This window comes from Kitasatospora sp. NPDC048296 (genome assembly GCF_043201815.1).
In the GTDB taxonomy this organism is placed as follows: domain Bacteria; phylum Actinomycetota; class Actinomycetes; order Streptomycetales; family Streptomycetaceae; genus Kitasatospora.
Genome location: NZ_JBICZB010000085.1, coordinates 1 through 12,446 on the forward strand (window position 1 = coordinate 1; position 12,446 = coordinate 12,446).

Here is a 12,446-nt window from a genome sequence, read left to right on the forward strand (position 1 = left end):
CCCGCCACCGCCCAGAACTACACCCTCCATACCGAGGTCAAGATCATGGAAGACGGGCTTGCAACTCGCCCACGACGCTAAACGCAGCGGCGTTGGCAAAGTCTCGATGGGACGGCTGGTCGGAGCGGGAGCCCGGCCACAACAGGAACATCGAGCCGTACGTGGCCGAGGCGGTCGCGAGCGGGAGGGCGGCGAGGGCATGCCGGTAGGGGGTGGACAGAGCGACGCGCGGGTAGCGGTGCACCATCTCTCCCGGCCCCACCCACACCAGGGAACCCGTCCGCAACGCGTCGGAGACCGGGCTCGGCGCCCTGATCGGAGTCCGCTCGTATGCCCTGACAAACTCTCGTGGCAGTCCCTTCATCACCGCCAGCCGTAGGACTCGGTCCCCCTGCACCAGGAGGAACACGCCTCCCACGTGGGCACCGACCTGCCGCATGGCCTCGGTCAGGCCGTCGCTCAGCAAGCTCTCAGTGTGCGGAGCACCGGGCGCGTCACGGGCGGGCATGGTCACCGTCCTGCTATTCGAACCGCGTCCGGGGAGCCGAGGAAGCGGTACGCCCATGCCGTCGATGGCAGCACCCGTCCGAGCGGAATCTGCCTCTCGCTCATGAACCGGACGATACGCCCACACGCCGCCCCCGGCACCTCTGCGACCTCCCAGGGGCCCCGGCGACGACCAGGGCGAGCGGCGGGTGTCACTCCCGCACGGGCGCCTTCCGGCACCAGGACAAGGCGGGCGGGCCCTGGCCGCCGGGCCCGTCATCGGTTCAGTCCGTGCTGGGCGGGCTCTCGTCCGAGGCGGCGAGGGCCTGTTGGGCCCAGATGGTCTTGCCCGTGTGGCTGTAGCGGGTGCCCCAGGCGTCGGCGAGCTGAGCGACCATGAACAGGCCGCGGCCGCCCTCGTCGGTGTCGGCGGCGTGGCGCACGTGTGGTGAGGTGCTGGAGGCGTCGGAGACCTCGCAGAGCAGGTCCTCGTCGTGGATCAGGCGGAGGGTGATCGGGGCGCGGCCGTAGCGGATGGCGTTGGTGACCAGTTCGCTGACGATGAGCTCGGTGAGCGGGGTCGCGTCCTCGGCGCCCCAGGCCGCGAGTTGGCGGCACGCCAGGGAGCGGGCGCGGGAGACGACGGCGGGATCGGCGGGCAGGTCCCAGGTCGCGACGTCGTCCCCGGGCAGGGTGCGGGCCCGGGCGAGCAACAGGGAGGTGTCGTCGTCGGGCGGCCGGCTGGCGAGAGCCGCGTCGGCCGCGGCCCCGGCGAGGTCCTCGAGCGGCAGGTCCGTCCGGGCCAGGGTGGCGAGGAACGGGTGCGTGTCGTCGGTCGCATCGACGCGCTGTGAACAGCGCAGGCCGGTGGTGTGGATTGCGAGCACGGTGTCGTCGGGCAGGCACAGGCTGGTCATCTCGTAGGGTGGGCCGCCGGTGCCCAGAGGTGGGCCGATGGGCATGTTCAGCCGCTCGGCGGGGTGTCCCGGTCGGGCCAGGACCGGTGCGGGCAGGCCGGCGCTGGCGACGGAGCATTGTCCGGTGATGCGGTCGTACACGGCGTACAGGCAGGTGGGGATCGCCCCGGCGGGTCGGCCGTCGGCGCGGTAGGCGTCCAGGGCACGCCGGGCCAGACGGTCGAGGTAGGTGAGGAGTTCGTCGGGGTCGAGGTCGAGGCCGGCCAAGGCTCGGACTATGGTGCGGATGCGGCCGGCACGGGCGATGGCCTGGATGCCGCGGCCGGTGGCGTCGCCGACGACCAGGGCGACGCGGGCGCCGGACAGCGGCACGGCCTCGCACCAGTTGGCGCCGTCTCCGTGGTGGACGCCACCGTCGAGGTTCAGCCGGGTGTGGGCCAGCCGGGTGGGGATGAACACGCCCCCGCGCAGCATCCTGGCTTGCAGGACGCTGCTGGTGGCGGCCTCCCGGGCACGGCTCGCGGCGCTGTCGAGCCGCAGGGCGGCGTCGGCGGCGAGATCCTCGGCCAGTGCGAGGTCCTGCGAGTCGTACGGGCCTCGTGACCGGCGGCGGTAGAAGTGCGCCAGGCCGAGGGCGGTTCCGGCGGCCCGCAGGGGCACGGTCAGCAGCGTGTGGGTGCCGCGGTCGAGCGCCTCGGTGGCGCGCTGTGGATGCTCGGCGCGCCAGTCGGCGGCCTGCTCCAGGTCGTCGACCACCAGTGGGCGGCCATCGGCCAGGCAGGTGGCTTCGGCAGTGCCTGGAGCGACCTGCGCCTGGATGGGCAGGTCCGTGAGGGGCTCGATACCGGTGGCCGCGTGCTGCGCGGCGAGGTGCAGCCGCACGGTGTCGCGCGTGGGGTCCGGGGGCGGTTCCTCGCCGACGGGGTCGGTGTCCAGCAGGTCGACCAGGACCAGATCGGCGACAGCCGGCACCGCCGCCTGCGCGAGCTCCCCGGCGATGCCGGCCGCGTTGGTGGCGGATCCCATCCGGGTGGCGGCTTCGCGCCGCAGCGCAAACTGCTCCCGGGCCCGTTCCCGGGCGGTGACGTCGGTGAGGGTGCAGACGGCGCCGAGCAGGCGGCCCGCGGCGTCGGTGAGCGGGAAGCAGGAGATCGACCACAGCAGCCCCGGCCCTGCCTCGGGCGAGTACCGGACTATGGTGTCCAGATCCGGCGTTCCGGTCTCCAGCACCGCGCGCACCCGGGCGGCGACGGCCCCGGCTGCTCCGTCCCGCCCGAGGAGCGCCGGCACCTGCTCGATCCCGCTACCGCGGAGGGTGGACGCCGGGGTGCGGAGCAACCGTTCCAGTGCCGGGTTGGTGCGGAGCACGCGCAGTCGGGTGTCGCAGACCAGCAGGCCGACCGGGGAGCCGTCGTACAGGCTCGCCAGCGCGGCCTCGGTCTCGGCGGGCAACGGGGGCTGCGTGCCCCTGCCTGTTGTCCTCGCCATTGCGCGTCCTTCCGGCTGCCTGCCCGGGCCCGGGAACGTTCGGCCTCGCAGGCCCGTCAGCACCATCGTCGGGCGGGGTCCGCCGGCGCTGCCACCCGGGGGCGCCGGCACGCTGGCGCCCCCGCTGCGGGATGCTCGCGTCAGACCCCGACAGCCTCCTCCAGTTCCTCCAGCTGGTCCTCGGTGAGCTCGTCGGGCCTGATCTCGGCCGCCGGAGCGGTCACCCGGCGGCGCCGCTCGTGGACGCCGGCGACGACGAGCAGCGCCAGCCCGGCCGCGAACCACAGTGCGAGCGAGAGCACCCGACCGCCGAGGCCCGCACCGCTGTCGAAGTACAGGATGCTGCGCACGCCCTCGACGAACCCGGCGCCGTTCCAGAACGCGTGCAGCGCGCCGAAGAAGCCGTTCTGCAGGTCAGGCCGGAAGATGCCGCCGGAGGTGGTGAAGTTGAGCATCACGAACAGCACCATCATGGTCAGTGTGGTCCACCGCTTGAGGAAGGTGTGCAGACCGGTGCCGATGGCGACGATGCCCGCCGAGTAGAGCCAGCTGAGCCCCCAGACCGCGAGCCTGTCGTGGTCGACGACGTGGAACACGGGCCCCGCGGTGACCATGCCGATCATGCTGACGACGAGCGAGGTCACCAGCCCCACCAGCGCCCGTGTGCCCATGCCGAGCACCGCACCCGCGGTGCCGATCACCGCGACGCTGGCGTAGGAGCCGATGCTGAGGGCGACCAGCAGGAAGAAGATCCCCTGCCCCGTGGGGTCGCCGGCGGCCAGCGGCGCGACGTCGGTGACGGTCAGCGGCACGCCCTGGTGCGCGGCGACGGTCTGGAAGACCGCCTCGGCGGCCACCTCGGAGGTGTCGGAGTTGGCCTTGGCGACGAGCAGCTGCGGATGCTTGACATCGGGTACGTACGCGCCGACCAGGTCCCGGTCGCGCAGCTGCTGCTCGGCGCTCTGCCGGTCGGGCAGCGTGGTGACGTCGAGCGCGTCGCCGGCCTTGTCCTTGATGGTCTGGGCCAGCACCTGGTTCGGCGCGGTGGTGCCGACCACGGCGACCTTGAGGTGGTGGGGCTCGGGCTGGTGGAAGGCGCCCTGGTAGGCGAGCGCCATGCCCAGGCACATCAGCAGCGGTGTGAGCAGGTGCACGGCCAGGTGCCCGATGCTGTGCCAGCGGCTCGGTGCGGCGTGGTGGGTGGCAGTGTGCTGGGTCGGCGCGGCCCCGTGTGATGCCTTCATGTCCGTACGGTCCCTCCTGGTGGCGACGGTGGAGCAGGTCTGGCGCCCGGGCCGGGCCCATCCATGATCGTTGGTAAATGCAACCATTAACATGTACTATACAACCATGGACGCGACAGTTCGAACCCCTACCTCCGAGGAGACCCTGCAGTCGATCCAGCGCGAGCTGACGGCCTTCGCCCGGCGCTCCCGTAGCCGCGCCGGGGGTCTGTACCCCGGAATGCCGCTGGTCGCCTACAGCATGCTCACCGTCATGACCGAGCGTGGCGGCTGCCGGGCAACCGACCTCGCCACCTATTTCATGCTCGACAAATCGACCGTCAGCCGACAGGTCGGCGCGCTCGAGAAGCTGGGGCTGGTGGTCCGCGAGACCGACCCCGCCGACCACCGGGGCCAGATCCTGCGCCCCTCGGCTGCCGGTCACAGGGCCGTGGAGCAGGCCAACGAGCAGCGCCGTCTGGCCTTTCTGGAGCGCCTCGCGGACTGGGCGGACGAGGACCTCCGGCAGTTCCGCCGCTGTCTTGAGCGCTACAACGCAGCCGCCTGACCGGACCGACGCGGCCGAGCGAACGGCGAGGCCCCGGTGATGCGGCGGTGATGCGGCGGGCGACGGCCTCGCACAGGGCCATCAGGACGAAGGCGGCGCGCCGCAAAGGCGTGTGGGCCGGCCCGTGTGGGCCGGCCCGGACGTCATGATCCGCCGGGTCAGACGAGGTCGAACCGGTCGAGGTTCATGACCTTGTCCCACGCCGCGACGAAGTCCGTCACGAACTTCTGCTTCGCGTCGTCGCTCGCGTAGACCTCCGCGAGCGCGCGCAGCTCGGAATTGGACCCGAAGACGAGGTCGGCCCGGGTGCCGGTCCACTTGACCTCGCCGGTGGCGGCGTCGTGGCCCTCGAAGGTGTTCGCGTCCCCGTCCGTGGCCGACCACGTCGTGCCCAGGTCGAGCAGGTTGACGAAGAAGTCGTTGGTCAGCGACTCGGGGGTGGTGGTGAAGACACCGAGCGAGGACTGCTGGTGGTTGGCGCCCAGCACCCGCAGGCCACCGACGAGGACGGTCATCTCGGGGGCGCTCAGCGTGAGCAGGTTCGCCCGGTCGAGCAGCAGGTACTCGGCCGGCAGCCGGACGGCCTTCCCGAGGTAGTTGCGGAACCCGTCGGCGGCCGGCTCCAGCGCGGCGAACGACTCCGCGTCGGTCTGCTCCTGCGAGGCGTCCGCACGGCCCGGCGTGAACGGCACCGTCACGTCGAAGCCTGCCGCCTTGGCGGCCTTCTCCACGACCGCGGCGCCGGCGAGCACGATCAGGTCCGCGAGCGAGATCCGCTTGCCGCCGCTCTGCGCGGCATTGAAGGACTCCTGGATCCCTGTCAGGGTGCGCAGCACCGCCGCCAGCTGGTCAGGCTGGTTGGCCTCCCAGCTGCTCTGCGGCGCGAGGCGGATGCGGGCGCCGTTGGCGCCGCCGCGCTTGTCGCTGCCGCGGAAGGACGCGGCCGAGGCCCAGGCGGTGGACACCAGCTGGGCGACCGACAGGCCGGAGGCGAGGACCTGGGCCTTGAGGGCGGCGATGTCGGCGGCGTCGACGAGCTCGTGCGTCACCGCTGGCAGCGGATCCTGCCACAGCAGTGGCTCGGTGGGGACCTCCGGGCCGAGGTAGCGCACGATCGGGCCCATGTCGCGGTGGGTCAGCTTGAACCAGGCGCGGGCGAAGGCGTCCGCGAACTCCGCGGGGTTCTCCAGGAACCGACGCGAGATCGGCTCGTAGACCGGGTCCAGGCGCAGCGCGAGGTCGGTGGTGAGCATGGTCGGCGCGTGGCGCTCGGACGGGTCGTGGGCGTCGGGCACGGTGCCCGCGCCGGCGCTGTCCTTCGGCTTCCACTGGTGCGCGCCGGCGGGGCTCTTGGTGAGCTCCCACTCGTAGCCGAAGAGGATCTCGAAGAAGCTGTTGTCCCAGGTGGTCGGGGTGTTGGTCCAGGCACCTTCGAGGCCGCTGGTGATCGTGTCGCCGCCCTTGCCGGTGCCGAAGTCGTTCTTCCAGCCGAGGCCCTGCTGCTCCAGCGGGGCGGCCTCGGGGTCGGGGCCGACGTTGGTCGCCGGGCCGGCGCCGTGGGTCTTGCCGAAGGTGTGACCGCCCGCGATGAGGGCGACGGTCTCCTCGTCGTTCATCGCCATCCGGCGGAACGTCTCGCGGATGTCGCGGGCGGCGGCAATCGGGTCCGGATTGCCGTTCGGGCCTTCGGGGTTGACGTAGATCAGGCCCATCTGGACCGCGCCGAGCGGGGCCTCCAGCTCGCGGTCACCGGTGTAACGCTCGTCGGCGAGCCAGGTGGTCTCGGGGCCCCAGTAGACGTCCTCGTCGGGCTCCCAGAGGTCCGCACGGCCACCGCCGAAGCCGAAGGTCTCGAAGCCCATCAACTCCAGGGCGACGTTGCCGGCCAGGACCATCAGGTCGGCCCAGGAGAGGTTCTGGCCGTACTTCTTCTTGACCGGCCACAGCAGCCGGCGGGCCTTGTCGAGGTTCGCGTTGTCCGGCCAGCTGTTGAGCGGGGCGAAGCGCTGCTGGCCGGCGCCGGCGCCGCCGCGGCCGTCGTGGATCCGGTAGGTGCCGGCGCTGTGCCAGGCCATCCGGATGATGAGCGGGCCGTAGTTGCCGTAGTCGGCCGGCCACCAGTCCTGCGAAGTGGTCAGTACGTCGGCGATGTCCCGCTTGACGGCCGGCAGGTCGAGGGAGTTGAACGCCGTGGCGTAGTCGAACTCCTCGCCGAGCGGGTTGGCCACGGCGGGGTTCTTGGCGAGGATCTTCAGGTTCAGCCGCTCCGGCCACCACTGGCGGTTGCCACCGCCCTCGGTCGGGTGCGCGGCGCGCCCGTGCGCGACCGGGCAGCCACCCGTCGCCTCGGCCGTCGCGTCCACCACGTGTGCTTCTTGGTTCTCAGCCATGGGAATTCTTTCGGATAGGGCGGATCGCAGTGTCAGGAAAGACGGGGAATTCGGGCGGTGGCGCGGTCGGGGGCCCAGGACAGTCCTCGGCCCACGCGCGGTCGTGCCTCAGCCGGGGAGCCCGTCCAGGGCTCGCATCAGGGCGATCTGGGCCTGGTCTCGCTCGGCGGCGAGGTCGGCCACGGTGCGGTCGCCGAAATCCTGGCGCGCCTGCTCGGTGAGGAGGGTGACGGTGGGCTCGTCGAACGTGGGATTGCCGAGATCGCGCCAGCGTGCCTCCATTCCCTTGCCGAGGTGCGCGATGAAGTGGGGAAGGCCACCGGGGCCGCCTCCGAGGTGGAAGGTGCGGAACGGGCCGGCGACCGCCCAGCGCAGCCCGATGGAGGAGGTGACGATGTCGTCGAGCTCGGCTTCGGTGACCACGCCTTCCGCGACCAGGTGCACGCACTCACGGAACAGCGCCGACTGGAGGCGGTTGGCGACGAAGCCGGGGACTTCCCTGCGCAGCACCTGCGGCCTCTTGCCGAGGGCGGCGTAGAAGGCGCGGGCCCGCTCGACGGTCTCGGCGGAGGTCTGCTCGCCGGGGACGATCTCCACCAGCGGCACCAGGTGCGGCGGGTTGAAGGGGTGTCCGACGACGAGGCGCTCGGGCTGCCTCAGGCTTCTGGCGATGTCGGAGGCGGGGATGCCGGAGGTGGAGGTGGCGAGCAGGGCGTGGGCGGGCGCGGCCTGCTCGATGAGGGCCCACAGCTCCTGCTTGAGCTCCAGGCGCTCGGGGCCGTTCTCCTGGACCACGTCCGCCTCGGCGACGGCGGTGGCGAGGTCGGCCTCGAACCGGAGGCGGTCGGTCAAGCCTCCAGTGGGCAGTCCCAGGTCTGCCAGCGCCGGCAGGAGCTGGTCGAGGCCGGTGCGCACTTCGTGTTCGGCCTCGGGCCTGGGGTCGTTGACGGTGACCTCCAGTCCCCGGGCCAGGAAGAGCCCGGTCCAGGAGATGCCGATGACGCCGACCCCCACGACCGTCGCCCGGCGGTAGGAGCCGAGGGTGTGCTGAACGTCTGTCGGTGCCATGGTGCTTCTCCTTGCGGTGGTGCGGCCGGTCATGCGGCGAGGTAGTCGTGGACCACTTCGGCACGACCGAGGGTGAGGTCGGTCAGGATGTGGCTGGCGCTGACGACTTCCAGCACCGGAAGGTCGGCCAGCGGGGCCAGCGCGTGGGCGAGGAGCTGGAGCCGGGCGGGTCCGCTCCAGGCGCCCTTGACGGTGAGGTCGGAGATCTGAGCGCGTACCAGTTCGCAGATCCGCGGGCGGCCGTCGTAGCCGGGGACGGTCTTGAGCATGAAGGTGGGGACGGCCAGTTCCGCGCGGGCGGCGGCGTGGTCCAGCGGGCGGTGCTTGTAGCCCATGGTGGCGGTGGCGACCCGCAGGCTGCCGTAGTCGAGTGTGCCGACCAGGGTGTCCGAGTCGACGTACAGGCGCGGGCGACCCAACTTCTTCGGGTAGGCGCCCAGTTCGCGGCCGGAGGCGATGGCGGGGAGGCTGTCCACGTACATCGCGAGGTTGAACTCGCCGCGCTCACCTTCGTGTTCGACGGCGATGACCTGGCCGGACTCGGTGTAGTCACCCAGCCCCGTGACGTCCGGCATCCGCATCACCTCGAAGCGCACCAGCGGTTCCGGCGCCCGCAGCGGTTCGGGCACCAGGGCGCGCAGCACCTCGGGGTCGGTCCGGTAGGTGATGTTGAGGTACTCGCGGTCGGTGAAGCGGTACGGACCCGGCGGGTAGGCCGGCGCGCCGAGGGGGGTGGTGAGGGTTCGGGAGACATCGTGTTCGTGCATGGCATGACCTGCCTAGTTGCATTTACCAACCTGTTGTCTCTTTCGGACCGTACGCCCGTTCCGGCGACAGCGTCAAGGAAGGCCCCGCCCGGGCATCGGCATAGGAAATTCCTTGGGATATCCATGCGAACAGGTATTTGATCTATTCGAGCGCGGGCCGTCCACTGGAAGAAGACCGCCTCGCAGCGATGCGGACGGCCTTCGGCTCTCACCAGGGAGGACATCCCATGTCCACGCAGCACAAGAAGATCGACCCCGCCGCTGTCGAAGGCGACTTCTTCCGAGTGAAGGACCTTCTGTCGAGCCAGGAGCGGGAGACCCTGGAGCGGGTCCGCACCTTCCTCGCCGAGAAGGTCGAACCGACCGCCAACGAGCTGTGGGCGCGCGCCGAGTCCCCGCTCCACCTCATGGACGCCGTCCGCGACCTGGAGATCACCGGACTGCCCGGCGACGCTCCCGGAGTCACCGGCCAGAGCCCGCTCCTCAAGGGCCTGATCAGCATGGAGATGGCGCGGACCGACCCGTCCTTCGCCACCTTCTACGGCGTCCACAACGGCCTGGGCATGGGCTCGATCCGCGAGTGCGGCTCTGCGGAGCAGCAGGAGCGGTGGCTGCCGCAGATGGTGCGCTGGGAGAAGATCGGCGCGTTCGGGCTGACCGAACCCCTGGTCGGCTCCGGAACCGCCGGCGGGCTGCTCACCACGGCCCGCCGCGAGGGAGACACCTGGGTGTTGAACGGCGAGAAGAAGTGGATCGGCAACGCCACCTTCGCCGACCTCGTCGTCATCTGGGCCCGTGACGAGGCCGACGACCAGGTCAAGGGCTTCGTGGTGGAACGGGGCACCCCCGGGTTCACCGCGCGGAAGCTGGAGGGAAAGATCGCCCTGCGCGGCGTGCAGAACGCCCACATCGTCCTGGCCGACGTCCGCGTCCCCGAGGCGAACCGGCTGCAGCGCGCCGAATCCTTCCGGGACACCGCCCGGGTGCTGAAGACCACCCGAGGAGGCGTCGCCTGGTTCGCCATCGGCTGCTCGATGGGCGCCTACGAAGCAGCCCGGGCCTACGCGGTCGAGCGCGAGCAGTTCGGTAAGCCCATCGCGAGCTTCCAGCTCGTCCAGGACCTGCTCTCGCGCATGCTCGCCAACATCACCGCCTGCCAGGCCCTGGCCGTCCGGATGGCCGGACTCCAGGCCGACGGCACGCTGAACGACGCCCAGGCCGCCCTGGCCAAGATGTTCTGCACCACCCGCATGCGTGAGACCGTCGCCTGGGCCCGGGAGGTCTTCGGCGCCAACGGCATCCTGCTGGAGCACAAGGCGGCCCGGTTCTTCGCCGACGCCGAGGCCCTGTACTCCTACGAGGGCACCCGCGACATGAACTCCCTCATCGTGGGCCGCGCCGCCACCGGCATCAGCGCCTTCGTCTGAGCCGCCGTCCCCCGGCGCCCCCTGCGTCCGTCCACCCCGCCGTCACCCGTGTTCCGCGAAGGGATGATCCCGCTCATGTCCACTACCCAGCCCCCGGCCGCCACCCGCCCCCTCGACGGCCTGCGCGTCATCGACCTGGCCAGCGTCGTCATGGGCCCCTATGCCTGTCAGATCCTCGGAGACCTGGGCGCCGACGTCATCAAGATCGAATCGCCGGCCGGCGACGTCACGCGCCTCATGCACCGGCGGGACGCCGAGAGCATCGGCGCCCTGTCCCTCAACCTCAACCGGAACAAGCGCAGCGTCCGCCTCGACCTGAAGACCCCCGAGGGCAAGCAGGCCGCCCTGGACCTGATCGCCACCGCCGACGCGCTGGTCACCAACATGCGCCCGCGCGCCCTGCGCAAGCTCGGCCTCGCCTACGAGGACCTGGCCGAGGCCAACCCCCGCCTGGTGTACTGCAACGCCCAGGGCTTCCGCTCGGACTCGGTCGCCGCCGACTACGCCGCCTACGACGAGGTGGTCCAGGCCGCCTCGGGCATGGTCGGCCTGATGAAACGGGTCACCGGCAGGCCGTACTACGTCCCCACCGCACTCGCCGACAAGGTGTGCGGACTGACCATCGCCTACGCCGTCCTCGCCGCCCTCCTGGGTCGTCAGCGCACCGGCCAAGGGCAGCACGTCGAGGTCCCGATGGCGGACACCATGTTCGCCTTCACCCTCGTCGAGCACATCGGCGGCCGGGCGTACGAGCCGCCGGCCGGGCCGGTCGGCTTCCCCCGCTCGCTGGAGCCCGGGCACGTGGCCTTCCCGACCAAGGACGACTACGCCTGCATCCTCCCGTACAACTACCGCGACGCGGAGGCGTTCTTCACCTTCGTCGGCCACCCCGAGGAGATGACGCGCTTCACCCGGGAGAACTTCCAGTCCAAGATCGGTGAGCTCTACGAGTTGCTCGCCCGCTACACCGACGGCTACACCACGGCCGAGTGGGAGGCGTTCTGCTCCGCCCACAGCATCCCCTTCGCCCCCGTCATGGACCTCGACCACATGGGCGAGCACCCGTACTGGAGCGACGGCCACCTGTTCGACGTCCAGGAGCACCCGCAGGTCGGCGGCTACCGCGTCATCGGCAGCCCGGTGCGCTTCTCCGACTCCGCCCCGGGCGTGCGCCGCCACTGCCCCGAGCTGGGCGAGGACACCGAATCCGTGCTGACCGAGCTCGGCTACACCCCGGAGCAGCTCGCCGCCGTACTCGGCCGGCCGCCGGCGGACGAGAACTGATCCGACCCCGCTACATCCTGAAAGGATCGCGCCATGCCCAGCACCGAACAGCAGCCGACCGCAGAGCCCCTGGTCCGCACCGAGCGCCGCGACGGCGTCCTGGTCATCACCCTCAACCGCCCCGAGGCCCGCAACGCGGTGGACCGCCCCACCGCCCAGGCCCTGGCCGCCGCGCTCGACCTGCTGGAGGGCGACTCCGGCCTTCGCGTCGGCATCCTCACCGGCAGCGGCGGCACCTTCAGCGCCGGCATGGACCTGAAGGCATTCGCCCGCGGCGAGAGCCCGGTCCTCGACGGCCGCGGCTTCGGCGGGCTGACCCGCGCCGCCCGCACCACCCCGCTGATCGCCGCCGTCGAGGGCTGGGCCCTGGGCGGGGGCACCGAGATGGTCCTCGCCTGTGACCTCGTCGTCGCCGCCCACGACGCCCGCTTCGGACTTCCCGAGGTCACCCGCGGCATCGTCGCCCCCGAAGGCGGACTGGTCCGCCTGCCCCGCCGCATCCCGCCCACCGTCGCGGCCGAGTTGCTGCTCACCGGCCGGCCCCTGGCCGCCGACCGGGCGGCCGCACTGGGCCTGGTCAACCGGCTCACCGAGCCCGGTGGCGCCCTCGCGGCGGCGCTGGAGCTCGCGGAGATGATCGCCGCCAACGCCCCGCTGGCCGTCGCCGCCGTCCAGCGGATGCTGGCCGAAGGAGTCGACCTGCCGGAATCCGACGCCTTCCGGCTCCAGGACGAGGTGGTCGCCTCGGTCCTCCACTCCCAGGACGCCGCCGAGGGCGCACGGGCCTTCGCAGACAAGCGCCCACCCCGCTGGCAGGGCCGCTGAACC

Annotated in this window: 10 protein-coding genes; 4 read left to right on the forward strand and 6 right to left on the reverse strand. The window is 71.6% G+C overall.

Annotation, left to right across the window (positions count from 1 at the left end):
- Window positions 1-43 precede the first annotated feature (43 nt).
- From ACGF12_RS33060 to ACGF12_RS33070, 3 genes are all read right to left on the reverse strand, one after another.
- On the reverse strand, window positions 44-466 hold the full coding sequence (locus ACGF12_RS33060) for a hypothetical protein (protein ID WP_393038409.1): 423 nt from the start codon (window positions 464-466) through the stop codon (window positions 44-46).
- Between the two features lie 304 nt (window positions 467-770).
- A complete protein-coding gene (locus ACGF12_RS33065) occupies window positions 771-2,855 on the reverse strand; it encodes a SpoIIE family protein phosphatase (RefSeq protein ID WP_393038412.1) in 2,085 nt (694 codons plus the stop codon).
- A 176-nt stretch (window positions 2,856-3,031) separates the two neighbouring features.
- The gene (locus ACGF12_RS33070) at window positions 3,032-4,135 is read right to left on the reverse strand and encodes a hypothetical protein (RefSeq protein ID WP_393038415.1); all 1,104 of its coding nucleotides are present in this window, start codon (window positions 4,133-4,135) and stop codon (window positions 3,032-3,034) included.
- Window positions 4,136-4,241: 106 nt separating this feature from the next.
- On the opposite strand from ACGF12_RS33070, the gene ACGF12_RS33075 reads away from it, so the two are divergent.
- The gene (locus ACGF12_RS33075; RefSeq protein ID WP_393038418.1) at window positions 4,242-4,682 is read left to right on the forward strand and encodes a MarR family winged helix-turn-helix transcriptional regulator; all 441 of its coding nucleotides are present in this window, start codon (window positions 4,242-4,244) and stop codon (window positions 4,680-4,682) included.
- Window positions 4,683-4,840: 158 nt separating this feature from the next.
- On the opposite strand, the gene katG is transcribed toward ACGF12_RS33075, so the two are convergent.
- The 3 genes from katG to ACGF12_RS33090 all read right to left on the reverse strand — a co-directional run bounded on the left by katG (window position 4,841) and on the right by ACGF12_RS33090 (window position 8,907).
- Window positions 4,841-7,072, reverse strand: a complete 2,232-nt coding sequence (gene katG / locus ACGF12_RS33080) for a catalase/peroxidase HPI (RefSeq protein ID WP_393038421.1) — start codon at window positions 7,070-7,072, stop codon at window positions 4,841-4,843.
- Window positions 7,073-7,180: 108 nt separating this feature from the next.
- Window positions 7,181-8,140 carry a 3-hydroxyacyl-CoA dehydrogenase NAD-binding domain-containing protein gene (locus ACGF12_RS33085; RefSeq protein ID WP_393038424.1) on the reverse strand — a complete coding sequence of 320 codons (960 nt, stop codon included), beginning with the start codon at window positions 8,138-8,140 and terminating at the stop codon, window positions 7,181-7,183.
- 29 nt (window positions 8,141-8,169) lie between these two features.
- Entirely contained in the window at window positions 8,170-8,907 is a 738-nt protein-coding gene (locus tag ACGF12_RS33090; protein WP_393038427.1) for an acetoacetate decarboxylase, read from the reverse strand.
- Window positions 8,908-9,134: 227 nt separating this feature from the next.
- On the opposite strand from ACGF12_RS33090, the gene ACGF12_RS33095 reads away from it, so the two are divergent.
- The 3 genes from ACGF12_RS33095 to ACGF12_RS33105 all read left to right on the forward strand — a co-directional run bounded on the left by ACGF12_RS33095 (window position 9,135) and on the right by ACGF12_RS33105 (window position 12,443).
- Window positions 9,135-10,334 carry an acyl-CoA dehydrogenase family protein gene (locus ACGF12_RS33095; protein ID WP_393038430.1) on the forward strand — a complete coding sequence of 400 codons (1,200 nt, stop codon included), beginning with the start codon at window positions 9,135-9,137 and terminating at the stop codon, window positions 10,332-10,334.
- Between the two features lie 75 nt (window positions 10,335-10,409).
- The gene (locus ACGF12_RS33100) at window positions 10,410-11,618 is read left to right on the forward strand and encodes a CaiB/BaiF CoA transferase family protein (RefSeq protein ID WP_393038433.1); all 1,209 of its coding nucleotides are present in this window, start codon (window positions 10,410-10,412) and stop codon (window positions 11,616-11,618) included.
- A gap of 33 nt (window positions 11,619-11,651) precedes the next feature.
- Window positions 11,652-12,443: a crotonase/enoyl-CoA hydratase family protein gene (locus tag ACGF12_RS33105; RefSeq protein ID WP_393038436.1), complete on the forward strand. Its 792-nt coding sequence runs from the start codon at window positions 11,652-11,654 to the stop codon at window positions 12,441-12,443.
- Window positions 12,444-12,446: the final 3 nt, after the last annotated feature.